The 25462-nt window shown below is 51.5% G+C and carries 21 protein-coding genes; 10 read left to right on the top strand and 11 right to left on the bottom strand.

The features are described 5' to 3' along the window. The first annotated feature begins 5 nt into the window (after positions 1-5). Positions 6-659 (top strand): bifunctional tRNA pseudouridine(32) synthase/23S rRNA pseudouridine(746) synthase RluA, encoded by a 654-nt coding sequence (rluA, locus tag SJI19_RS20190; protein ID WP_323480060.1) that lies wholly within the window; start codon positions 6-8, stop codon positions 657-659. A gap of 47 nt (positions 660-706) precedes the next feature. Here the strand turns inward: rluA and djlA are convergent, their stop codons facing one another. Then, entirely contained in the window at positions 707-1525 is an 819-nt protein-coding gene (gene djlA, locus SJI19_RS20185) for a co-chaperone DjlA (protein WP_323480059.1), read from the bottom strand. Between the two features lie 182 nt (positions 1526-1707). On the opposite strand from djlA, the gene lptD reads away from it, so the two are divergent. The 5 genes from lptD to apaH all read left to right on the top strand — a co-directional run bounded on the left by lptD (position 1708) and on the right by apaH (position 7693). Further along, positions 1708-4062, top strand: a complete 2355-nt coding sequence (gene lptD / locus SJI19_RS20180) for an LPS assembly protein LptD (protein WP_323480058.1) — start codon at positions 1708-1710, stop codon at positions 4060-4062. Between the two features lie 66 nt (positions 4063-4128). After that, positions 4129-5424 (top strand): peptidylprolyl isomerase SurA, encoded by a 1296-nt coding sequence (gene surA, locus SJI19_RS20175; RefSeq protein WP_323480057.1) that lies wholly within the window; start codon positions 4129-4131, stop codon positions 5422-5424. A 180-nt stretch (positions 5425-5604) separates the two neighbouring features. Beyond that, on the top strand, positions 5605-6423 hold the full coding sequence (rsmA, locus tag SJI19_RS20170; protein ID WP_323480056.1) for a 16S rRNA (adenine(1518)-N(6)/adenine(1519)-N(6))-dimethyltransferase RsmA: 819 nt from the start codon (positions 5605-5607) through the stop codon (positions 6421-6423). A gap of 14 nt (positions 6424-6437) precedes the next feature. Next, positions 6438-6815: a Co2+/Mg2+ efflux protein ApaG gene (gene apaG, locus SJI19_RS20165; protein WP_323480074.1), complete on the top strand. Its 378-nt coding sequence runs from the start codon at positions 6438-6440 to the stop codon at positions 6813-6815. 2 nt (positions 6816-6817) lie between these two features. Continuing rightward, complete coding sequence (apaH, locus tag SJI19_RS20160) at positions 6818-7693, top strand: bis(5'-nucleosyl)-tetraphosphatase (symmetrical) ApaH (RefSeq protein WP_323480055.1); 876 nt, start codon at positions 6818-6820, stop codon at positions 7691-7693. A gap of 3 nt (positions 7694-7696) precedes the next feature. On the opposite strand, the gene folA is transcribed toward apaH, so the two are convergent. From folA to SJI19_RS20145, 3 genes are all read right to left on the bottom strand, one after another. Continuing rightward, complete coding sequence (folA, locus tag SJI19_RS20155) at positions 7697-8176, bottom strand: type 3 dihydrofolate reductase (RefSeq protein ID WP_323480073.1); 480 nt, start codon at positions 8174-8176, stop codon at positions 7697-7699. Between the two features lie 185 nt (positions 8177-8361). Continuing rightward, entirely contained in the window at positions 8362-8826 is a 465-nt protein-coding gene (locus SJI19_RS20150; RefSeq protein ID WP_323480054.1) for a threonine/serine exporter, read from the bottom strand. After that, entirely contained in the window at positions 8823-9605 is a 783-nt protein-coding gene (locus SJI19_RS20145) for a threonine/serine exporter ThrE family protein (RefSeq protein WP_323480053.1), read from the bottom strand. Before SJI19_RS20145 ends, SJI19_RS20150 begins: the two co-directional genes overlap by 4 nt. Before the next feature lie 786 nt (positions 9606-10391). Here SJI19_RS20145 and speFL point away from each other — a divergent pair. The 4 genes from speFL (at position 10392) to SJI19_RS24905 (ending at position 14589) form a co-directional block, all read left to right on the top strand. Continuing rightward, on the top strand, positions 10392-10496 hold the full coding sequence (gene speFL / locus SJI19_RS20140; protein ID WP_323480052.1) for a leader peptide SpeFL: 105 nt from the start codon (positions 10392-10394) through the stop codon (positions 10494-10496). Between the two features lie 257 nt (positions 10497-10753). Further along, entirely contained in the window at positions 10754-12916 is a 2163-nt protein-coding gene (gene speF, locus SJI19_RS20135; protein ID WP_323480051.1) for an ornithine decarboxylase SpeF, read from the top strand. 96 nt (positions 12917-13012) lie between these two features. Further along, positions 13013-14332: a putrescine-ornithine antiporter gene (potE, locus tag SJI19_RS20130; RefSeq protein ID WP_323480050.1), complete on the top strand. Its 1320-nt coding sequence runs from the start codon at positions 13013-13015 to the stop codon at positions 14330-14332. 53 nt (positions 14333-14385) lie between these two features. Next, the gene (locus tag SJI19_RS24905) at positions 14386-14589 is read left to right on the top strand and encodes a type II toxin-antitoxin system prevent-host-death family antitoxin (protein WP_416347579.1); all 204 of its coding nucleotides are present in this window, start codon (positions 14386-14388) and stop codon (positions 14587-14589) included. A 221-nt stretch (positions 14590-14810) separates the two neighbouring features. On the opposite strand, the gene carB is transcribed toward SJI19_RS24905, so the two are convergent. The 7 genes from carB to ileS form a co-directional block, all read right to left on the bottom strand. Further along, positions 14811-18038, bottom strand: a complete 3228-nt coding sequence (carB, locus tag SJI19_RS20125) for a carbamoyl-phosphate synthase large subunit (RefSeq protein ID WP_323480049.1) — start codon at positions 18036-18038, stop codon at positions 14811-14813. 14 nt (positions 18039-18052) lie between these two features. Beyond that, positions 18053-19201 (bottom strand): glutamine-hydrolyzing carbamoyl-phosphate synthase small subunit, encoded by a 1149-nt coding sequence (gene carA / locus SJI19_RS20120; RefSeq protein WP_323480048.1) that lies wholly within the window; start codon positions 19199-19201, stop codon positions 18053-18055. A gap of 467 nt (positions 19202-19668) precedes the next feature. Continuing rightward, positions 19669-20490 (bottom strand): 4-hydroxy-tetrahydrodipicolinate reductase, encoded by an 822-nt coding sequence (gene dapB / locus SJI19_RS20115; RefSeq protein WP_323480047.1) that lies wholly within the window; start codon positions 20488-20490, stop codon positions 19669-19671. Between the two features lie 233 nt (positions 20491-20723). Next, positions 20724-21674, bottom strand: coding sequence for a 4-hydroxy-3-methylbut-2-enyl diphosphate reductase (gene ispH, locus SJI19_RS20110; protein WP_323480046.1), 951 nt, complete (start codon positions 21672-21674; stop codon positions 20724-20726). After that, complete coding sequence (gene fkpB, locus SJI19_RS20105; RefSeq protein ID WP_323480072.1) at positions 21655-22125, bottom strand: FKBP-type peptidyl-prolyl cis-trans isomerase; 471 nt, start codon at positions 22123-22125, stop codon at positions 21655-21657. Before fkpB ends, ispH begins: the two co-directional genes overlap by 20 nt. Before the next feature lie 5 nt (positions 22126-22130). After that, positions 22131-22637: a signal peptidase II gene (gene lspA / locus SJI19_RS20100; protein ID WP_323480045.1), complete on the bottom strand. Its 507-nt coding sequence runs from the start codon at positions 22635-22637 to the stop codon at positions 22131-22133. After that, a complete protein-coding gene (ileS, locus tag SJI19_RS20095) occupies positions 22637-25453 on the bottom strand; it encodes an isoleucine--tRNA ligase (protein WP_323480044.1) in 2817 nt (938 codons plus the stop codon). Before ileS ends, lspA begins: the two co-directional genes overlap by 1 nt. Positions 25454-25462 lie beyond the last annotated feature (9 nt).

Below are 25462 nucleotides of genomic sequence, written 5' to 3'. Positions count from 1 at the left end.
GCAGTATGGAACCCTATAATCCCCCCAGTGAGCCTTGGCTGCATATTTTATATCAAGATGCACATATTATGGTGGTGAACAAACCCAGCGGACTGCTGTCGGTGCCCGGCCGGGCACCGGAGCATCATGACAGCGTCATGGCGCGCGTGCAGCAGCAGTTTCCCCAGGCCCAATCGGTACACCGTCTGGATATGGCGACCAGCGGGGTGATCGTGGTGGCGTTGACCAAAGCAGCAGAGCGAGAGTTGAAACGGCAGTTTCGCGATCGTGAGCCACGAAAATCTTATATTGCCCGGGTGTGGGGACATCCTGATCGGGAAGAGGGAGAGATCGACTTACCTCTGATTTGCGACTGGCCGAACCGACCTAAACAAAAAGTGTGTTTTGACACCGGCAAAGCGGCACAAACCCACTATCAGGTATTAGCCTATGACGATGACAACACTGCCAGAATGTTACTGACGCCGGTGACCGGACGATCCCATCAGCTGCGGGTACATATGCAAGCTATGGGACATCCGATTTTGGGCGATGGTTTTTATGCTACGCCAGAAGCCTTGGCCAAATCGCCCCGATTGTTATTACACGCCCAGGAATTGGCCATTACCCATCCGGCATTTCATACGCCGATTCATTTTCGCTGCGAGGCGGATTTTTGAACCTGACCTATCATGCCGCCATGATAGGTTAGCTGTATACCAAGGGGTTAATGAAAACCCTTTTCGCGTTTGATCAAATCATAAGCAGCTTGAATCGCCTGGGTCTTCTGCTTGGCCATCTCCATCATTTCCGGCGGCAACCCCTTGGCCACCAGTTTATCCGGGTGGTGTTCGCTCATCAGTTTACGATACGCGCGTTTGATGGTGGTGGCGTCATCGGTACTGTTGACACCCAATACCTTGCAGGCGTCTTCGACCGTCGGACCACGATCGGCCCCTGGCGGATAATATTCGCCACCACCACCGTGTCCACCAAACTGCTGGCCGCCTTCCATCATGCGAAGGAACTGGTCGAACTGAATGCGGGAGATACCTAACTCCTCGGCAATCACGTACAGCACCTGGCGCTCATTGGGATGCAATGAACCATCGGCGAATGCCGCCTGGATCTGTATTTCCAAGAACATTCTAATCAGATCAAAACGTCCGAAACACACCTGCCGGAACTCACGCAACGTCTCACGCAGCGGAAACTGCGCCTCCTTCCCTTCACGAAAGGCTTGCTGCGCCGCCGTGCGTGCCAGGCCATCGAGACGCAGTCGATCCATCATCAGGTTGGCGTTTTGAATATCCAACTCGGTGACCCGGCCTTTAGACTTGGTCAGATGGCCCATAACCTGAAACGTGGTACGAAAAAAAACATTTTGTCTGGTTTGCTGGTCAGAAAAATAGCCGCCGCCTCCGAGCCTGGTGACACGCGCTTTGTCAACCATATGGCCAATAAGGAAACCAATAACTACGCCCCAAAAACCGGCTCCGGAAAGAAATCCCAGAATTACGCCCAACACCTTACCCCAATACCGCATATACTCCTCAATTCATCATGCCGTCAGTGCAATTTTGCTTTATCATACCTGTCATTTATCGCTGTGCCTAACGGTGCGCGGATAAACGGCGGGATTTAACACTGGCGCAACTCCGGTGAGTGAGATAGTCTCTGACCGTTTGACGGCATGAAGCCCAAGATGACGGAACACCTTAAAAGCATATGAAGAAACGTTTCCCCACATTGCTGGCCAGCCTAATCTGGTCGGCGCTTTATAGTCAGCATGCGTTGGCCGATTTCGCCGATCAATGCATGCTGGGCGTGCCCGCCTATACCAAGCCGCTGGTGAAAGGCGATCCTAATCAGTTACCGGTGCATATTCAGGCTGACCAGGCTACGGCCAACTATCCGGATAACGCGACATTTACCGGTAATGTGGATGTCGCGCAGGGTAATAGCAGCCTCACCGCCAAACAGGTGGAACTTGATCAAAAACAAGTGGCCAAAGGCGATCCGGTGCGTACCGTCACGGCGACCGGGGATGTGCACTACGACGATAACCAGATTAAACTCAGCGGCCCCAAAGCCTGGTCAAACCTGAATACCAAGGACACAGACGTCTATCAGGGGGATTACCAGATGGTCGGACGCCAGGGCCGTGGCAATGCCGACACCATGAAAATGCGCGGCAACAATCGTTATACGGTATTGGAAAACGGCACGTTTACCTCGTGTCTGCCCGGCGATGATAGCTGGAGTGTATTGGGTTCGGAAGTGATCCACGATCGCGAAGAACAGGTGGCGGAGATTTACAACGCCCGCTTTCGCATTGGCAACGTACCGGTATTTTACAGCCCTTATCTCCAATTACCGGTAGGTGATAAGCGCCGTTCTGGTTTTTTGATTCCCAACGCCAAATACAGCTCCAAAAGCGGTTTTGAAACCTCAATACCCTATTATCTGAACCTGGCGCCCAACTATGACGCCACCCTTACGCCGCATTATATGAGCAACCGCGGCACGCAGTTGCAAAGTGAATTCCGCTATCTGACCACACCCGGCCTGGGACTGGTGCAGTTCGACTGGTTGCCGAGTGATTCACAATATGCCAAAGATGCTGGCACTATCTATCCGAAAGACAGCAACACCGATCGCTGGATGTTTTATTGGCGGCATAACGGTGTTATGGACGACGTTTGGCGCTTTAACGTCGACTATACGCGGGTCAGCGACCCCAATTATTTCACCGATCTGACCTCGCAGTACGGCGCCACTACTGACGGTTACGCCACCCAGAAATTCAGCGTGGGTTACGCCGATGAGCATTGGGACGTTACGCTGGCGAACAAACAGTTCCAGGTGTTTTCTACCCAAAGCAATAACGATATTTATCGTGCCTCGCCCCAGTTAGACATTAACTACTACCAGAACGATGTGGGCCCGTTTAATACCCATATCTATGGCCAGGCCGCCAATTTTACCAATGTCAACGATTCGCTTCCTAATGCTACCCGGTTACATATCGAACCGGCGATCAGCCTGCCGCTGGCCAACCGCTGGGGCAGCCTGAACACCGAAACCAAGGTGATGGCGACCCATTGGCAACAAGAAAATCTCGATTATTACAATGCCAATAACCCCGATCAGCAGTTGCAAGGCTCGGTCAACCGGGTCATGCCGCAGTTTAAAACTGACGGTAAGATGGTCTTTGAACGAAATATGGATTGGTCGCAAGGTTATACCCAAACCTTGGAACCCCGACTGCAATACCTCTATGTCCCGTATCGCGACCAGAGTAATGTCCAGGTTTACGACTCCACGCTGCTACAGACAGACTATTCCGGCTTATTCCGCGATCGCAGCTACAGCGGCTTGGACCGCATCGCGTCCGCTAACCAATTGGCCGGTGGCGTCACCACCCGACTTTATGATGACGCGATGATTGAACGTTTTAACGCTTCTTTGGGTCAAATCTACTACTTCACCCGTTCGCGCACCGGCGTGGCTAATAGTAGCCTTGATCAAGATGCGCAAACCGGCAGTGCGGTATGGGCGGGAGATAGCTACTGGAAGATTGATAATCAATGGGGCGTACGGGGTGGGGTGCAGTATGATACCCGCTTGGACAAGGTGGCACTGGGCGACGCCGTACTGGAATACCGCCGTGATGAAAACAGGATGGTGCAGCTGAGCTACCGTTATGCCAGCCCCGAATATATTCAGGCCATGTTGCCTAATATTACCAATCCGGGTTATCAGCAGGGTATTTCGCAGGTCGGCACCATCGCCAGTTGGCCTATCGTCGACCGTTGGTCGGTGGTTGGGGCGTATTATTATGATACCAAGGCGAGCAAACCCGCCGAACAGCTGATCGGCGTACAGTACAATACCTGTTGCTGGGCGGCTACTGTGGGTTACTCGCATAAGATTACCAGTTGGAACTACAACAACAGTACCAGTACCTACGAAAATGCCGTGTCGTTTAATATACAACTACGTGGTCTGAGCAGCGATTACGGCCTGGGAACGGATAAAATGCTGGCGTCCGGCATCATTCCTTATCAACGGGCATTTTAAGGCTGTTTCACACCAGCGAACATTAAACTTGAATCCGCAAATGCGGCTGATATAAATGGAAAAGTTATGAAAAACTGGAGAACGCTTATACTCTGCATGGCGATGTACGCCGGTTCCGCGTTCGCAGCGCCGCAGATGGTGGATAACGTCGCCGCCGTGGTTGATAACAGTGTGGTTCTCGAAAGTGACGTTAATGGGCTGTTACAATCGGTTAAGCGCAATGCTGAAGAGGCAAAACAACAGGTCCCCGATGACGCAACGCTGCGTCACCAGATCCTTGAACGTTTAATCATGGATAATATTATCCTGGAGATCGCCAAACGTAATAACGTTACCATTACCGACGATCAATTGACCCAGTCCATCACCCATATTGCAGAACAGAACCAGATGACACTGGATCAGCTGCGTAGCCGTTTAGCCGCTGAAGGGACCACTTACGACACCTATCGTAAACAAATCCGCAAGGAGATGATGATCGCGGAAGTGCGTAACGGTGAAGTTCGTCGCCGCATCACCATACTGCCACAAGAAGTGGACTCCTTGATGCAACAAATCGCTGCCCAAACCGGTGACGGCGCCCAGTACAATCTCAGCCATATTCTGATCCCATTGCCAGAGAACCCAACTCAGGAACAGGTCGATAAAGCCGAAGCCAGGGCCGACGGGCTGGTTGAGCAATTGAAAAAAGGGGCGGATTTTGGCAAGCTGGCCATCAGCTATTCTGCCGATCCCCAGGCGTTGAAGGGCGGTCAAATGGGCTGGGGAAAACTGGAAGAATTGCCGACAATATTTGCTGAACGTCTGCATGGCGCGCCAAAGGGGGCGATTATCGGTCCGATTCGTTCAGGTGTTGGCTTTCATATCCTCAAGGTTAATGATATTCGTGGCGGCAATGAGAAAGTCTCGGTCACCGAAGTACATGCCCGACACATCCTGTTGCGTACGTCGGTGGTTATGACCGATCAACAAGCGGAAGCCAAGTTAAATGAGGTGTTGGCGCAGATAAGAAGCGGTAAGATCGATTTCGCTACCGCGGCCAAACAGATCTCTCAAGATCCCGGCTCGGCCAATCAGGGCGGCGATCTGGGCTGGTCCGCACCGGACGCTTACGATCCGACGTTCCGAGACGCACTTATGCGCCTCAAAAAAGGTCAAATCAGTCCGCCGGTACACTCGTCTTTCGGCTGGCATTTGATTCAGTTGCTCGATACCCGCCAGGTCGATCGTACTGAGGCTACCAAAAAAGATCAGGCTTATCGTTTACTGTTTAACCGTAAGTTTGCCGAAGAGTCGCAAACCTGGATGCAGGAACAACGCGCCGGCGCCTATGTTAAAATCATGGACAACAGCGCTCAATAAACCACCGCGGTCACCCCACCCCGGCAAGCGTGTCCGTGCGGCACCGACGGGGTGTCTGTGATCTTGCCTTAATTCGTCCCTTCGTCGATAGCATCCCGTGGTTAAAACCGGAACCTGTCGTCGAGGGCCGCAAGTATTAAACCGGCGTCCAATCTCGCCATAAAATGATAAATTATCGTAATGAGTAAACTTGTACATCAGGGCCATCTAGCCCGTAAACGTTTCGGTCAGAATTTTTTACACGACGAAAATATCATCGATTCCATCGTTTCGGCGATTTATCCACAGCCGGATCAGGCTATAGTGGAGATCGGACCGGGCTTAGGCGCATTAACCGCGCCGGTAGCTGAACGTATTGACCATATGACGGTGATAGAGTTGGACCGTGATTTGGCGGCCAGGTTGGCCACGCATCCATTTCTGCAATCAAAGTTAACCATCTTGCAGCAGGATGCCATGACAGTGGATTTTGCTGAGATGTCACGGCAATTGGGCCAGCCGTTACGAGTATTTGGCAACTTACCTTATAATATTTCCACGCCACTGATGTTCCATCTTTTCGGCTATACTCAGGCCATTCGCGATATGCATTTTATGTTGCAGAAAGAGGTCGTTAACCGACTGGTTGCCGGACCGGATAGTAAAGCCTATGGTCGACTGAGCGTAATGGCACAGTATTATTGTCAGATCATTCCGGTGCTGGAAGTTCCGCCGGCGTCATTCAGGCCCGCGCCGAAAGTCGATTCCGCAGTGGTCCGTCTGGTACCCTACGCACAACTGCCCTACCCGGTCAGCGATCTTCAGGTACTGGCGCGGATCACCAGCCAGGCGTTCAATCAACGCAGAAAGACGGTACGCAATAGTCTGGGTGGTCTGTTTAGCGTAGAACAACTGAAAGAATTGGGTATCGATCCCATCATGCGCGCCGAAAATATCTCAGTGGCGCAATACTGCCATCTCGCTAACTGGTTGGCGGAGCATCCTTCGCAACAGATATAACAGGAGCAGCTGTGATGATTAATTCGCCACGCGTTTGTGTACAGGTCCAGAGTATGTATGTCGAGACCCAGTCGCTTCCCGAACAGGAGCGCTATGTCTTTGCCTATACTGTCACCGTGCGTAACCTCGGACGACATAACGTACAGCTGGTCGGCCGTTATTGGCTGATAACCAATGCCAACGGCAAGGAAACCCATGTGCAAGGAGAAGGCGTGATTGGCGAGCAGCCACTGATCCTGCCCAACAATGAGTTTCAATATACCAGTGGGGCCATCCTGGAAACGCCATTAGGCACCATGGAAGGCCATTACGAAATGCTGGATCATGAAGGGCAGTCGTTCCGTATTGCCATTCCCGTCTTCCGCTTAGCGATCCCAACTCTTATACACTAATTATGTCGACATACTTAATCGGAGATATCCACGGCTGCTACCACGAGCTTAACGCGCTGTTGTCGCAGGTAAACTTTCAAGCCTCAACCGATGAGCTTTGGCTCACCGGCGATCTGGTGGCACGCGGACCAGACTCCCTTGGCGTTCTGCGTCTGGTACGCGATCTGGGCGATAGCGTCCGTTTGGTACTAGGTAACCACGATCTGCATCTATTGGCGGTATATGCCGGTATCAGTTGTAATAAACCTAAGGATCGCATTACCACGCTACTCGAAGCGCCCGATGCCGACGAGCTGATTAATTGGCTACGTCGCCAACCGGTGCTGCAAGTAGATGAGGAAAAACGGCTGGTGATGGCGCATGCAGGTATCACTCCGCAATGGGATATCGATACCGCGCGTGTTTGCGCCAGGGAAGTCGAGGCCATGTTATCGAGCGACAGTTACCCGCTATTCCTCGATTCCATGTATGGCGATATGCCAAACAACTGGCTACCGGAGTTAAGCGGCCTGGCACGGCTGCGTTTTAGCACCAACGCCCTGACCCGCATGCGTTTTTGCTTCCCCAAAGGGCAATTGGATATGATCAGTAAGGACGCACCGGATAGCGCGCCGCCGCCCTTGCGCCCGTGGTTTATGATCCCCGGACCAGTGTCGGAACACTACAGCATCGCATTCGGTCATTGGGCATCGCTGGAGGGCAAAGGTACACCTGCGGGCATTTATGCCCTGGATACCGGCTGCTGCTGGGGCGGCGATCTGACCATGCTGCGCTGGGAAGATAAACAGTATTTCCGTCAACCCGCCAGCCGCCCGGATGACCGTGGGATTGAAACTCAGTCTGATGCCCAGGCGCGTGATATCACACGCCTGGGTTAAGCCTTAGCGGCGATGAAGGATTTCAAAGCAAAAGCTATGGCTGTTTTTTTCGTCGGCGTCATGGAACTCACTAAACGTCGACTGCCACTGGTCGGGCTCATAATCGGGGAAATAGGTATCACCGTTGATTTCTGCGTCGATATGGGTCAGATAAAGCCTGGCAGCCTTTGGTAAAAAAGCGTGGTAAATCGCACCGCCGCCAATAACCATCAACTCCTCAACCTCACCCGCTGCGGCCAGGGCCTCATCGGGAGACCCCACCCAGACAACCCGGTCGTCAGTACCCGGATGGCGACTCAATACGATATTGCGACGTCCTGGTAAAGGCTGTCCTATGGACTCATAGGTGCGACGCCCCATCACCACGGGTTTATTAAGCGTAAGACGTTTAAACCATGCCAAATCGGCGGGCAAATGCCATGGCATGGCATTCTCTAGGCCAATCACGCGGTCAACAGCCAACGCGGCAATCAGGCTAATTATCATATGGACTCTTGAAGGCTTGAAAATTGCTGCCACTATACGGAAACCGTTGGCAGCCGTCGATAGCTTCACCCACTGGTTGTCACAAAATTCAGAAAGCGCCTAACAAAATGATCATGCTCTTTCGCTTTCAAGCCGCAGGTACATTGGCTGCTCGCTGCCAGGCAACGTATTCAGTATAGGCGTTAGACACCAGGGCGTTTACGATACAGCCACAATCCGGGCAGCGACAAACCTATGGACAGCGCACCGACGATAAAACCAGCCTTAAGGAACTGGGTGACTAAAATAGACATCAATCTATCATTGTAACCAAACTGGGCGATCTCTACCGCCGCGACCATGGCACTATAGGCGGAAATGCCTGGAAACATGGGGATCACCGCCGCCACGGTAAACACTTTGGGATGCGCGAGCAACCAGCGCGACCAGTGAATGCCGATCACGCCAATTAAGATGGCGGCCAACAGGGAAGCCCAGGCGATGTTTAGCCCATAATGCATCATCAGCATGCGCGAGCCATGCCCTATCGCGCCCAGCAACGCGCAGTAGCGCAACACCTTGACCGGCACATTAAATACCATGGCAAACCCCAACGCCGGTACCGCCGCCAACAGCATATCTTCCAGTAACGCCAGCAGCAGATTCATGACCAGCCCCGAAAGTCCCACACCGCCATGGACAATACGATGCCAATACAGATGGCGAGCGTCAGCAAGCTGGCCATGGTCCAGCGCGCCAGGCCGGTATTCACATGCCCCTTAAACATATCCGCCACTGCGTTAATTAACGGAAAACCCGGTACCAGCAACAGAACGCTGGCCGGCATAGCCACTAATGACGAGCCGGAAAATACCGGCACCCGCATCAATAGACCCGAAGCAGAGGTGGCGACAAAGGCAGTAATGCAGAAATTTATCAACGGGTTAATTTGCCGGGCAGTCAATAACTGACGGACATACATCGCCAAACCGCTTGCACACAGCGTAACGATAAACGCATCCCACCCCCCACCGTTAAGGCGGCTGAAACAGCCACAAGACAATCCTACCACCACCACCATCAGCCAACGGGGATAACGTAGTGACTTGATGTTGGCCAAGCGTTTGGCCACATCATCTGTATCCAATAGCTGATGTTCGGTCATTATCACGATATGTTGAACCTGGGTTACCACATGCATATTAATACCGCGATCGTTATTTTTGCGCGTGGAGGTCAGGCAAAAATCATTAACGATAGTGGTCAATACAATTGCGTTGGCGGAGATGGAACTTTCAACGCGATCCACGCCCAGAGCCCGGCCCAGACGCGTGGATAGCTGTTCTATCAGCATGCTTTCGGCGCCGTGTTGCAACAACATCAAGGCGCATTCAATACATAACCGGGTGATGACCCGCTGCTGATCCTGCGCTATCCTCTTATTCATCGGCCAATATCCCGCTCATTCACTCGGCAAAATCTGGGCAATAATAGCCGTTATTGCCTTAATTTGTAACAAAAACCTCAACTATTCGCCACTACGAACGGTGAATACGCTGGCTCGTGTAATATTCCCCGTACGCCACGTAAGATTTCCTCATGATAACTCAATACATACACCATATTAACTTTATTAAACTAAAGCTTGGGATTTTCTCGCTAGGTAATGTCAATACTTGTACATGGCATATATTATCATAAACATGCTGGATTTTAGCTTTTTGTGCTATTTTAGCAACAGTCATATTACGGCAAAAAAGGTGTTTTTTCACACTGTATGCGATAACGCACCAAAAAATATTTTTTTAGTTCATGCAGTTATTATGTGTTCTCATGCAAAATTGCTGCACACATTAGGGGCGATTGGCATATGGGCTCAAAAAAATTAAAAATCCACGAATGCACCTTTTGTCTAAATTTTTTATGGAATAAATGATTAAATGCTGTTTATGTTCATTACTTGTACATGTCATTTATTATTTTCCACTTAGCAATAAATTAATATGGTTTTATTTGTCATCTATGTTGTATTAAACCGTGATGAATTATCATGCGTTCTACTAAAAAACCCTACATGGAAAAATTATCAATTAAGCCAACTTAATTGCTTTTTGCCTGTTAATCCCTAACGATAAAAGCCGTACCAATCATGATACAGATCACGGTAAATAGCCTTACGGCCGATAGTATAGCTATTGTTAGTCTGTTTCTTACGCATGAATAGGTAACCAAAATGGAAAACAATAATAGTAAAATGGCGCATATCCGGAGAGTCAGACATATTATGATGCCGCGGTTTCGCGACTATTTCTCTTTCTCATTTTTTTCATTCAGATAACCCCCCAAGGAATATCATTCCATCCAAGCGGGCCTGCTATTGACCTGTTTCCACTGAAATATTTTCAATCAAGACGATCTCATTTATCTTGAGCAATGGCTATTGCCGTGGAAATTATCTATCCCACTTGCGGAGTGTTTCGCATCTATTAACAAAAGGTCATAGAGTGCCCATTATTTATAAAACGCTACATTGGGTAGCTGGGCCCCTATTGACCAAAATTTAATCTTTTTTTTAAATTAGGAGAATGTTTATATATGAACCAGTTAAAAATTGCCACCAGTCGTGGACTTGATAAATGTTTTAATACTCATCGACCCATAGTGGATATTAATTATTCTGACTTTTCAGATGTCGCAGCGGTGGTGTTGTCATTGCGCGAGGCCCATGATGGCGCGCTCGATACCATCAGGCTCACTGGGTTGAATATTCCCATATTTGTCGCCATCAATAGTAATGAAGAATTGGATAGCCAAGATCTTTCGAGAATTAATGGCGTATTCACCTTGGGCGATGGCAATGCTGATTTTTACGGGAAACAGTTGGAGGCCACTGCGGAAAAATATGAGAGCGAACTCTTGCCGCCGTTTTTCTCCGCATTAAAAAAATACGTGGAAATGGGAAATACCACCTTTGCCTGTCCCGGCCATCAAGGGGGACAATTTTTTCGAAAACATCCGGTAGGACGTCAGTTTTTTGAGTTTTTTGGTGAAACGTTATTCCGCTCTGATATGTGCAACGCCGACGTCAAAATGGGTGATTTATTGATTCATGAAGGGGTGGCCTGCGCCGCACAAATGCAGGCAGCCAAAGTATTTAACGCCGATAAAACCTATTTTGTCCTAAATGGCACCTCGGCGTCGAATAAAGTAGTCACCAACGCCCTACTGTCACGGGGAGATCTGGTGCTATTTGATCGCAACAACCATAAATCAGTGCACCATGGCGCACTCATCCAGGCAGGCGCGACGCCGGTTTACTTGGAAACCGCGCGTAACCCGTTTGGTTTTATTGGCGGGATAGATGCCCATTGCTTTGACGAGCATTACCTGCGGGAGCAAATTCGCCATGTCATGCCCGAGCGCGCCGGCGAACGGAGGCCGTTTCGCCTGGCGGTTATTCAACTGGGCACCTATGACGGCACGATTTACAATGCGCGCCAGGTAGTGGACAAGATCGGCCATCTATGCGACTACATTCTGTTTGATTCAGCCTGGGTCGGTTATGAACAATTTATCCCGATGATGAAAGAGTGTTCACCTTTATTATTGGAACTGAACGAAAACGATCCGGGCATTATCGTTACCCAGTCGGTTCATAAACAGCAGGCAGGGTTTTCGCAAACCTCACAAATACATAAAAAAGATCGACATATCAAGGGCCAGTCCCGTTACTGTAATCATAAACGATTCAATAATGCGTTTATGTTGCATGCATCCACCAGCCCATTTTATCCACTGTTCGCGGCACTCGATGTCAATACCAAAATGCATGCCGGTGAAAGCGGGCGACGTCTCTGGGCAGATTGCGTGAAACTGGGGATAGAAACCAGAAAAATCGTGCTAAACACCTGCTCGATGATTAAGCCTTTTGTACCACTCACCATCGACGGACGCCCTTGGCAGGATTTTGACACTGAGATTATGGTCAAGGATCTACGTTTTTTTGACTTCGTACCGGATGAAAAATGGCATGCATTCGAAGGCTACACGAAAAACCAATACTTTATTGATCCGTGCAAACTGCTGTTAACGACACCAGGAATTGATAGCGCCAGCGGTCAATATACCGATTTCGGCATTCCCGCGACCATACTGGCTAATTTTCTGCGCGAAAACGGTATTGTGTCAGAGAAATGCGATCTGAATTCTATCCTCTTTCTGCTCACGCCAGCTGAGGATATGGCGAAAATGCAGCATCTGGTTGCGCAAATTGCACGATTTGAACGTTATGTGTCCGAAGATGCTCCGTTGAACGAAGTCTTGCCAACGATTTATGCCAACCACAAGCAACGTTATCAAGGTTATGGCCTCCGGCGCCTTTGCCAGGAAATGCATGATTTGTACGTTAGCTACGATGTAAAGCAACTGCAAAAAGAAATGTTCCGCCAGGCCTATTTCCCCCGTATAGCGATGAATCCTCAGGATGCCAACAGCGAGTTGGTACGTGGCCACGTCGAACTAGTGCGTCTGAGCAAAGCAGAAGGACGCATTGCCGCCGAAGGGGCGCTGCCTTACCCCCCCGGAGTACTGTGCATGGTACCGGGAGAAGTTTGGGGTGGTCCGGTACAGCGTTATTTCCTCGCTTTGGAGGAAGGTATCAATCAGCTACCCGGTTTTTCCCCCGAATTACAAGGCGTCTATCTTGAAAGCGATCAGGATGGGATCAAACACGCCTGCGGTTATGTCATTAAATCATAACCTTCTGATAAAACGCTGCAGACCAATAACGGCTCACGTGGGCAATACCTTCCGTATTGGTGCAAAAGTGATGATTCTTACTAAGAGAAAATGATTATGACCAAGTCAAAAAACAAAATGGGTGTGGTTCAACTCACTATATTGACTGCCGTAAATATGATGGGTTCAGGTATCATCATGCTACCCACTAAGCTGGCAGAGGTCGGTACCATATCCATCGTATCCTGGTTGGTTACGGCCGTAGGATCAATGGCGTTGGCGTTTGCTTTTGCCAAATGTGGTATGTTTAGCCGAAAAACCGGCGGCATGGGAGGGTATGCGGAGTATGCCTTTGGCAAATCCGGCAATTTTATGGCCAACTACACCTATGGTGTTTCCCTCCTGATCGCAAATGTCGCCATTGCAATTTCTGCTGTAGGGTACGGCACTGAGCTTATGGGCCATAGCCTGACGCCGCTGGGGATCTGCATCGCTACTATCGCAGTGCTCTGGCTGGCTACAATAGCCAATTTTGGCGGCGCACGTCTTACCGGGAGCATTAGCAGTATTACCATTTGGGGCGTGATAATACCGGTGGTGGGCATTTCCATATTCGGATGGTTTTGGTTTAGCGGGTCCGCCTATATTGCTGCCTGGAACCCGCACGCCACACCGACCTTCGAGGCTATCGGCGCATCTATTTCCATGACGCTTTGGGCATTTTTGGGGCTAGAATCAGCATGTGCCAATATGGATGTGGTCGATAATCCAGAACGCAATGTCCCCATCGCCGTATTAGGTGGCACACTTGGCGCGGCGGTTATCTATGTCGTGTCCACCAACGTTATCGCTGGCATTGTGCCGAATAGCGCACTGGCTAATTCTACTGCACCGTTTGGACTGGCATTCGCCTATATGTTTACCCCTTTTATTGGCAAAATCATTATGGCGCTGATGATTATGTCCTGCGTTGGTTCACTACTGGGTTGGCAATTCACTATCGCGCAGGTATTCAAGTCATCCGCCGACGCCGGTTACTTCCCCCGAGTTTTTTCCCATACAAGTAAGGCTGATGCACCGATCAAGGGGATGTTGATTATCTGCATCATCCAGACCGGATTGTCGCTGATGACCATCAGCCCGTCGCTCAATAAACAGTTCAATGTGCTGGTCAATCTGGCAGTGGTAACCAATATTATTCCATACATTCTGTCCATGGCCGCCACTGTAGTGATTCAGCAGGCGGCAGGATTACCACCGGAAAAAGCGAAAATGACCAATGGGATTGCATTTATCGGCGCGATGTACAGTTTTTATGCACTTTATAGCTCAGGAGAAGAAGCGATGATGTGGGGTGCCATTGTCACCTTCCTCGGCTGGACATTATACGGCATCATCTCACCACGCTTCGAAATTCCCAATATTAAGCTCAACTGATAGACCCGGCGCCACGGCGCCGGAAACAATTATTGATAGAAGGAAAGAAGTGTATGCGGACCATTAGTTATACCGCGCTGCGGAACAATTTGGCGCACGCTCTTGAGTCTTTACAACAGGGTGAGGTCTATTGCGTAACCCGGCGCGGCCGCGAAGATCTGATTTTGAAAGGAGAGACGGTAGCGTCTTCGAAATGCACCGCTGAGGCAACGACCAGTAAAGGTGACTTCAGCTTCCACATGGAAGATCTCCTGTGAACTCGGTGGCAACGTATACCCAGCGGTATAACGAACCTCGTCACCCCCGTTCAGCTATATCAACGTTCGCTTAAGCCTGGTCAAGCCACTGCATCAGCGTGCCGCCAGTGAGTAAAAGTGAACAATGGCCAATCTTCGAGCACATTACATACTGACCAGAACATAGACAGCTCAATCCTGGCTGCCGGGCGTTATTATTCGCCTAGCAGTCAGGATTAAACTTATCTCCCCAGCAATTGTTTATGCATTTCCTGGACAGAAATGACCCGTTCAGTCGGATCGGAGTTCAACGACATGGCGGTGGCGAACCCGCCGTTCATCGTGGTGTCGTAATGCACCTTATACTGTAACGCACTGCGGCGGATAAGCTTTGAATCCGCAATAGCCTGCCGTCCAGCGGTGGTATTGACAATATAGCTGTATTCCCCGTTCTTAATCCGATCCTGAATATGCGGCCGCCCCTCGTGAACCTTATTGACCAGTCGTGGGTTAATGCCCGCTTCGCCCAGCACCACTGCGGTGCCGTGAGTCGCATCCAGTTCAAAACCATGCCTGAGCAGTTTCACTGCCAGATCAACCACCCGGCCTTTATCTCCCTGGCGCACCGACAATAATGCCCGCCCAGACTTCTTCATCGTGGACTGACTGCCCAGCATGGCCTTGGCAAAGGCTTCAGCAAAGGTACGACCGACACCCATGACCTCACCGGTAGAACGCATTTCCGGCCCCAAAATCGGATCGACACCGGGGAATTTATTAAACGGCAGCACCACTTCCTTCACCGAATAATAAGGTGGGATCACCTCTTTGGTTACCCCTTGCGCGGCCAAGGACTGCCCTACCATCACGCGAGCCGCCACTTTCGCCAAAGGAACGCCGGTGGCCTTGGAAACAAACGGCACCGTACGCGCGGCGCGCGGATTGACCTCGATCAGGTAGACTTCATTAGCTTTAACCGCGAACTGCACGTTGACCAGGCCACGCACCTTCAGTTCAAACGCCAACTGCTTCACCTGCTGGCGCATGACATCCTGAATTTCCTGGCTCAGGGTATACGCCGGTAACGAGCAGGCCGAATCGCCGGAATGCACCCCGGCCTGCTCGATATGTTCCATGATACCGCCGATAAGCACCTGTTCACCGTCGCAGATGGCATCCACATCCACTTCCACTGCGTCGTCCAGGAAGCGATCAAGCAGCACCGGCGCATCGTTGGAAACACTGACTGCCGTTTGGAAATAACGCAGCAGATCCACGTCATCATTGACGATTTCCATGGCCCGGCCACCCAACACATAGGAAGGACGAACCACCAGCGGATAACCGATCAGCGCTGCTTTCTCCACCGCCTGGTCGATAGTGGTTACAGTGGCGTTGGCCGGTTGCTTAAGGCCCAGACGTTCTACCGCGTGCTGGAAACGCTCACGATCTTCAGCACGGTCAATAGAGTCCGGACTGGTACCGATGATCGGCACCCCTGCAGCTTCCAGCTCACGGGCCAGTTTAAGCGGGGTCTGCCCGCCATATTGTACAATAACCCCCTTCGGCCGTTCGATGCGCACGATCTCCAACACGTCTTCCAGCGTCACCGGTTCGAAATAGAGCCGGTCAGAGGTATCATAATCGGTGGACACTGTCTCCGGGTTACAGTTGACCATAATGGTCTCATAACCATCCTCGCGCAGCGCCAACGAGGCGTGCACACAACAGTAGTCGAATTCGATACCTTGACCAATGCGGTTCGGCCCGCCGCCCAGCACCATGATTTTTTCACGATCGCGGGTAGGATTGGATTCGCATTCGTCATCATAGGTGGAGTACATATAGGCGGTATCGGTGGCAAACTCGGCCGCGCAGGTATCCACCCGCTTGTATACCGGGTGAAGATCATAGGTCTCACGCAACTGGCGAATCTGACTTTCGGGCACCCTGGCCAAAGTGGCCAGGCGAGCATCGGCAAAACCTTTGCGCTTGAGCTGCCGAAGAAAAACCGCGTCCAAAGCCTCAACACCTTGTGCCGCCACCACATTTTCCAACGTGACCAGCTCTTCAATTTGCACCAGGAACCAACGGTCGATATTGGTCAGGCCGAAGACGTCATCCACCGACAGTCCAGCACGAAAAGCGTCGGCGATATACCAAATCCGATCGCATCCGGCATCTGTTAACTCGCGCCGGATAGTGGTCAACGCTTGCGGATCATCCAGGCTAACCTTAGGGTCAAAACCGTTTACGCCGACTTCCAGACCGCGCAAGGCTTTTTGCAACGACTCCTGTTGAGTACGACCAATCGCCATCACCTCACCCACTGATTTCATTTGGGTGGTCAGGCGATCGTTGGCACCGGCGAATTTTTCGAAGTTGAAGCGGGGGATCTTGGTCACAACATAATCGATGGAGGGTTCAAACGACGCGGGTGTGCGCCCACCGGTGATGTCGTTCATCAGTTCGTCAAGGGTATAACCCACCGCCAGCTTTGCGGCCACCTTGGCAATCGGAAACCCGGTAGCCTTGGATGCCAGGGCCGAGGACCGCGACACCCGTGGGTTCATTTCTATAATGATCAGCCGGCCGTTTTCTGGATTAACTGAAAACTGCACGTTGGAACCCCCCGTTTCCACGCCGATTTCACGCAGTACCGCCATCGAGGCGTTGCGCATAATTTGATATTCTTTGTCCGTAAGGGTCTGCGCCGGTGCCACGGTTATAGAATCACCGGTGTGGATGCCCATGGCATCCATGTTTTCAATGGAACAGACAATGATGCAGTTATCGTTTTTATCGCGCACCACTTCCATTTCATACTCTTTCCAACCAATCAGCGATTCATCGATCAACAGTTCGGTAGTAGGGGAAAGATCAAGACCACGTTCGCAGATCTCCTCGAATTCTTCGCGGTTATAAGCAATACCGCCGCCGGAGCCACCCATGGTGAACGAGGGGCGAATGATGCAAGGAAAACCAACGTCGGCCGCCACGGCCAGGGCTTCTTCCATATTATGGGCAAAACCGGAGCGCGCGGTTTCCAGGCCGATTTTTTTCATGGCCTTATCAAAACGCTGCCGATCCTCGGCCTTATCAATGGCATCAGCGGTAGCACCAATCATGGTTACGCCAAATTCAGCCAGCACGCCATGACGCTCTAAATCCAGTGCGCAGTTAAGCGCGGTTTGGCCACCCATGGTCGGAAGAATGGCGTCAGGGCGCTCTTTCTCGATGATTTTGCGCACCACTTCCCAATGAATCGGCTCAATGTAGGTGGCGTCCGCCATATCAGGGTCGGTCATAATGGTGGCGGGGTTGGAGTTAACCAGCACCACCCGATACCCCTCTTCCCTCAGGGCCTTGCACGCCTGCGCTCCAGAGTAATCGAACTCACAGGCCTGGCCGATAACTATCGGACCGGCACCCAGAATCAGGATACTGGTTATATCTGTACGTTTTGGCATTGTTTTGCTCCTGATTATTTTACCTGAGAACGATATATCTTGATCAACTCAATAAAATGGTCGAACAGCGGCGCAGCATCATGGGGGCCAGGACTGGCTTCGGGGTGCCCCTGAAAACAGAATGCCGGTTTATCGGTACGATGCAAACCCTGTAATGAGCCATCAAACAGCGAGGTGTGCGTCACCCGCAGTGTCGCGGGCAGCGAAGCCGCATCGACGGCAAAACCGTGGTTCTGGGCAGTGATCATCACCCGGTTGGCAACGAGGTCTTTTACCGGATGGTTGCCACCGTGGTGGCCGAACTTCATTTTAACAGTCTTGGCCCCACTGGCCAGGGCCAGCAACTGGTGACCGAGGCAAATGCCGAATATCGGCGTCTCGGTGGTCAGAAAAGTTTGGATGGCTGCAATGGCGTAATCGCAAGGTTCCGGGTCACCCGGGCCGTTCGCCAGGAATATGCCGTCGGGATTCATGGCCAGCACGTCGTCGGCCGGCGTCTGGGCCGGTACCACCGTCAAACGGCAGCCGCGGTCTACCAGCATACGCATGATGTTGCGTTTGATGCCAAAATCGTAGGCCACCACATGGTAGGGCAAAGTGTGCGCCGCGACCGGCGCCGGCAGACCAGAACCCATCTGCCAACTGCCCTGGGTCCAGCTGTAGGGTTTGGCGGTAGTGACCTCTTTAGCCAGGTCCATACCTTTAAGACCCGGAAACTCACGCGCCTTGCGCAAGGCCAGATCGGCGTCTGGTGCGTCACCGGCAATAATGCAGCCGTTCTGCGCACCTTTCTCACGCAGCAATCGGGTCAGTTTACGGGTATCAATATCCGCAATGCCGATAACATTATTCTGCTTTAGGTAATCGGATAACGAGCCGGTACTACGATAGTTGCTGGCGATAAGGGGTAAATCGCGAATAACCAGGCCCTGAGCCTGAATGTGGGATGATTCTGCGTCGTCTTCGTTGGTGCCAACATTGCCGATATGGGGATAAGTGAGAGTAACGATTTGGCGGGAATAGGAGGGATCGGTGAGGATTTCTTGATAACCAGTCATCGATGTATTGAAGACCACTTCCCCCACTGCCGTTCCCTCTGCCCCGATGGCCCGACCGTGGAATTGGGTTCCGTCTTCCAGAACCAATAGCGCTGACTTTATCAAAACACCCTCCAAGGAATATTCAGTCATTGTATTTGCATATTAATTCAGATTTAGCGATCTTAATCAATGCAAAAAACACCTTCAAGGTGGATTTTCGGCAAATTGGGCGCATTTTAAAGATGGACTGGTCTTTTGTCCACCCCGAGATGACTTTATTTGCTAAATAATAGCAATAAGGACCATTATTCGGCATGAACCCGTTAAAAACCATGGATTAGACACATTAGGAATCGGTTGCCTATCACGATGACTGCAAAATAGACAGACTGGTGTTGAAAAAAGAGATTTAATGGTGTCATCTGCATTCCATGGTGACACAATGTGTGTGAAAGAAAGATAAATAGCTGTTTATGATATTTTTTTTAATTAAATCCCTATTTTCATATAAAAAAGTGGGCGATAACAAATAATCACCCATTAATCATTACATTAAGTTTAAAAAAATCACATCACCATGGTTACATGTGTTACAAACCATCCAGTCCAAGCACATCTTTCATCTCATAAAGCCCTGGTTTTTTATCTTTCAACCAAATTGCCGCCTTAATGGCACCATTTGCAAAAGTCATGCGACTGGAAGCCTTATGGGTAATCTCGATTCGCTCGCCCACATCAGCAAACATGGCGGTATGTTCACCGACAATATCACCGGCACGCACGCTGGCGAAACCAATCGTATGAGGCTGACGCTCGCCGGTATGACCTTCACGGCTATATACCGCGCAATCCGTTAGCTGGCGTCCCAAGGTCGCAGCGATAACGTCGCCCATGGCCAGCGCCGTGCCCGACGGCGCATCAACTTTATGCCGGTGGTGGGCTTCGATAATTTCAATGTCGCAATAATCACCCATGACCTGGGCCGTCTTTTCCAGAAGTTTAAGCATCACATTGACGCCAACGCTGAAATTAGCGGAGAAGACAATGCTGATGTGTTCTGCTGCGCGCTGAATTTGGGCTTTTTGCTGAGCATCAAAACCGGTAGTACCGATAATCATGCCTTTGCCGTGTTGCACACAGTAATCCAAATGGGCCAAGGTGCCCTCGGGACGGGTGAAATCAATGAAAATATCAAAATCATCTTTAATCGACGCCAGGTTGTCGCCAAGGGTAATGCCCAGCGGCGCCATACCGGCCAACTCACCTGCGTCGGTGCCCACTAGGCTTGAACCTGAACGTTCCAGGGCAGCACCCAACCTCGCGTGATCCGACTGTTGGACTGCCTGGATTAACTGGCGGCCCATACGGCCTCCCGCACCAGCGATGGCGATGCGAATTGGTGTTTTGCTCATATATACTCTCTGATTGATTAGTCCGACGATAATCACGTTAGGTTAACCGGGTGACCGTTTTGCCGCCAGTGCAATTGCCGGCTAATAAGCATTTTCTGTTAGCGCTTGGTTTACATCAGAAAGGGCAATGGACCCGCATATTGTCGAGCCCAGTGCAGTAACGTGCATTCAAATGAATTTTTATTCAGAATAGGATCAAAAAAAGGATTGGTCAGGAAAGCCGCCACCGACGTCTATTCCACGACGTTGATATTGACCCGCAGTTCCTTTGGCACTTCGAAAACGACATTTTCCTCGCGTCCCACCAATTCTTCCGAGGCGCTGCCACCGAGTTCCTGCAGACGGCTGATGACCTCTTTCACCAAAATATCCGGTGCCGACGCGCCGGCGGTTACCCCAATGGTCGCAATATTTTGCAGCCATTCTGGTTGGATGTCAGTGGCCGCATCGATCAAATAGGCCGGTTTGCCCACGCGCTGGGCCAATTCGGCCAGCCGGTTGGAATTGGATGAGTTTTTCGAGCCCACTACCAGCACCACGTCCGCGCCGGCCGCCAGTTCACGCACCGCTTCCTGCCGATTGGTCGTGGCATAACAAATATCGTCTTTACGCGGGCCAACGATGCGGGGAAAACGTTCTCGTAGCGCATCGATAACCTCGGAGGTATCATCCACCGAGAGTGTCGTCTGGGTCATAAAACACAGGTTTTTTTCGTCTTTGACTCGCAGTTGCCAGACGTCCGCAGGCGATTCCACCAAATACATCCCGCCCTTGGGGTTGCTATATTGCCCCATGGTGCCTTCCACTTCCGGATGCCCAGTATGACCGATAAGAATTGCTTCGGTGCCTTTGCGGCTGGCGCGCGCCACTTCCATGTGCACTTTGGTCACCAGTGGGCAGGTGGCGTCGAATACCGTTAAATCGCGGTTTTTTGCTTCGACCCGCACCGCTTGGGATACGCCGTGGGCGGAGAAAATCAGGATTGAACCATCGGGAACTTCGCTGAGTTGCTCGATAAAAATTGCGCCGCTGGCCCGCAGGGAATCCACCACGTAACGATTGTGTACCACTTCGTGCCGGACATAGATCGGCGCACCATAGATTTCCAGCGCGCGCTCCACAATACTGATGGCACGATCAACACCAGCACAAAAACCACGCGGATTAGCCAGTAAGATGCGCATTTTTATTCTCCTGCTGCGGATTGATTGCCAGAACCTCAATATCAAAATAGACCGGCTGACCGGCCAGCGGATGGTTAAAATCCACGGTAATGGATTCGTCAGCCACCTCGCGTATCAAACCGGGCATCTCACCCCCACTGATGGCGGTGAACAACATAATTGTCCCCACCTCCGGTACACCGGTTTCACTAAAATCCCGCCGGGAAAAAAATTGGACCAGATCGGGATTGCTTGGACCGAATGCCGCCTCAGGTGCCAGTGAGAATGCTTTTTTGTCACCGACCCGCAGGCCGAGCAAGGCCTGCTCCAAGGGCACGGACAGGCTACCGTCACCCAGGCGGAACAACGCCGGTTTGTTCTCGCGCCGGGTAGATTCAGCCAGGGCGCCATCGTCGAGTTTGAGATCAAAATGCACCAGCACCGCGCTATCGGAACCTACCTGTTCAGTCATCATGTTTACTCTTTTTGATGGGGCGTTTTATCTGCGGGACGGATCAATCCTTCCAGCACAATCAACACCGCGCCAATACAAATGGCGGAGTCCGCCATGTTAAACGTGGGAAAGTGCCAATCACCGACATAAAAATCGATAAAGTCGATAACCATGCCATGTATCAGGCGATCGGAAAGATTGCCCAACGCGCCGCCGATAATCAGGGCATAGGCGCAATTGGTCATACGCTGGCGATAACTTGACCTGTACATCATAACAATAAGCGTAACGGCAATGACCAACGCAATAACCGCAAACATCCAGCGCTGCCAACCGCCCTTATCCGCCAGGAAGCTGAACGCTGCTCCGTAGTTATGGGCATAGAAAAAATTAATGAAAGGCATGATCGGCAGGGTTTCATGCAGCTCGAAATTCTGCATGACCCATTGCTTGGTGCCAAGGTCGATAATCAGAACGACCAGCGTCAGCCAAAGCCAACGCAGGCCGGTACTGCTCAGTGATCTCTTCATTAGACAAATTTTCGCTCTTCGCCCGCGCCGGCCACATTGGTGACACAGCGACCACAAATTTCCGGATGATCGGCATCAGTACCGATGTCGGTCTCAACATGCCAGCAGCGTGGGCATTTTTTCCCTTCTGCCAGCGCCAGCGATATTTTCAGCCCTTTAATACCTTCGCATTGCAGGGCATCAGCCCCCGCCATATCATAAGCCGCCACGGTCGCACGTGACGTCAACAGCGCAAAATAGAGCTCGGAGCCAAGCGCTTCCAGGTCGGGGGCCACGGTTGCGTCGGCATACAAGGTGATCTGCGCCGCCAGCGAACCGCCGATGGTTTTATCCGTGCGCGCCTGCTCAAGTATTTTATTGACTTCGCTGCGCACCTTCAGCATCCGCTCCCAGTACGCATCGTTCATCGTTTCATCGGCATCGAGCCCGAACAACCCGTCATACCACTCTTCGGTAAACACAAACGCCGAGCGTTTTCCTGGCATGAAACCCCAGATTTCGTCTGCGGTGAACGACAGTATAGGTGCCATCCAACGAACCAATGCTTCGACAATGTGGTAAAGCGCAGTTTGGCAACTGCGGCGGGCCAGGCTATCCGCTTGGGTGGTGTATTGCCGATCTTTAATAATATCGAGGTAAAAAGACCCCATTTCGATCGAGCAGAACTGCATCATGCGTTGCACCACGTTATGCAGATCATAGCTGTCGTACGCGGCGACAATTTCCGCCTGCGCCGCCTGGGCTCGTCCCACCGCCCAGCGATCCAGTACCACCATATCCTCCGGCCGTACGCTGTGCACCGCCGGGTCGAAACCTTTTAGGTTGGCCAGCAAAAAGCGCGCGGTATTTCGAATCCGGCGATAAGCATCGGCGGAACGCTTAAGAATTTCGTCGGATACCGCTATTTCACCGGTGTAATCGGTGGACGCTACCCACAAACGCAGTATATCCGCCCCTAGCTTGTCCATCACCTGCTGCGGGCTCACGGTGTTACCGATGGACTTAGACATCTTGCGTCCCTGTCCGTCGACGGTAAACCCGTGAGTCAATACCTGCCGGTAGGGTGCCTGGCCTTTGATCGCCGTGGAAATCATCAGCGAAGACATAAACCAGCCACGATGCTGGTCGGAACCTTCAAGGTACATATCAGGCTCATGACCGGCAAACTCTGGCCGCACCGCCACCACTGAGGAGTGTGTCGATCCTGAATCGAACCAGACATCCAGCGTGTCGGGCACCTTGACATAATTTTCCGCATCGGCACCCAAAATATCGGCCGGATTCAAATCCCACCACGCCTGGATACCGTCTTTTTCTACCCGCAGTGCCACTTCTTCCATCAATTCCAGTGTCCGTGGATGGAGCACCTCGGTATCTTTATGCACAAAGAGCGACATCGGCACGCCCCAGGTACGTTGGCGTGAAATACACCAATCAGGGCGGTTGGCCACCATGTTTTCAATCCGCGCCTGGCCCCAACCCGGTATCCACTGCACGTCCTTGATTTCTTCCAACGAACGCTGACGCAGACCCTGCTGATCCATGCTGATAAACCACTGCGGCGTCGCCCGAAAAATAATTGGCGTCTTATGGCGCCAGCAATGAGGGTAGCTGTGCAGCAGTTTTTCCACGTGCAGTAACGCGCCGCGTTCGCGCAACAAATCGACCACCACATCGTTGGCTTTGAAGACCTGCATGCCATCTAGCCCTGGATAGGTCCCGGGCAAATAACAGCCGTCGGGACCGACCGGGTTGGCCACTTCCAAATGATACTGCTGGCCGATGACATAGTCGTCCGGACCGTGGCCTGGCGCGGTATGTACCGCACCGGTGCCGGCTTCCAGCGTGACATGCTGTCCCAGGATAACAGGGACGTCAAAACCCATGAACGGATGGTTAAAACGCAACAGCTCCAATGCCGTACCTTTACAACTGCCCAATACCGTCCAGGTGGCGATGCCAGCACGTTGCATCACGCTGGCTGCCAGTTCGGCCGCCATGATCAGGTTTTTTCCGTCCGCCAATATCAGTTGATATTCGAAATCCGGATTAACCGAAATGGCCCGGTTAGACGGCAACGTCCAGGGAGTGGTGGTCCAGATCAACAGCGACAGCGGGCCGTCAATGTCGGACACGCCAAATTTCGCCGCTACTGCTACGGCGTCAACCGCCTGGAAAGCCACGTCAATGGAAGGAGAGGTGCGATCGTAATATTCCACTTCCGCTTCCGCCAGTGCGGAACGACAGTCAATGCACCAATGCACTGGCTTGGCGCCTTTATGCATATGCCCGTTGCCGATCACTTTGCCGAGAGCGCGGATAATATTGGCCTCAGTGGTAAAATCCATCGTCAAATAAGGACGTTCCCACTCACCCAGCACACCAAGTCGAATGAAGTCTTTTTTCTGACCCGCCACCTGTTCAGCGGCATATTTACGGCACTCAACGCGGAATTCCGCGGCAGAGACTTTTTCCCCAGGCTTGCCGATCAGCTGCTCAACCTTCAGTTCGATAGGCAAACCGTGGCAATCCCAGCCCGGCACATAAGGGGAGTCATAACCCATCAGTCCTTTGGACTTGATAATAATATCTTTGAGAATTTTGTTAACCGAGTGACCGATATGAATACTGCCGTTGGCGTACGGAGGTCCATCATGCAGGATAAAGGTTTTTTTGCCTTTTTTAGCGTCACGAATCTTCCCATACAGATCCTGCTCATACCAATGCTGCAGCATGCCAGGCTCACGCTTGGCCAAATCGCCACGCATAGGGAACCCGGTGTCAGGTAAATTCAGGGTATTTTTGTAATCACTCATTCGATTCTC

This window comes from Acerihabitans sp. TG2, from assembly GCF_035013185.1.
GTDB lineage: Bacteria > Pseudomonadota > Gammaproteobacteria > Enterobacterales > Enterobacteriaceae > Acerihabitans.
This window is presented reverse-complemented; position numbering and strand designations above follow the sequence as displayed.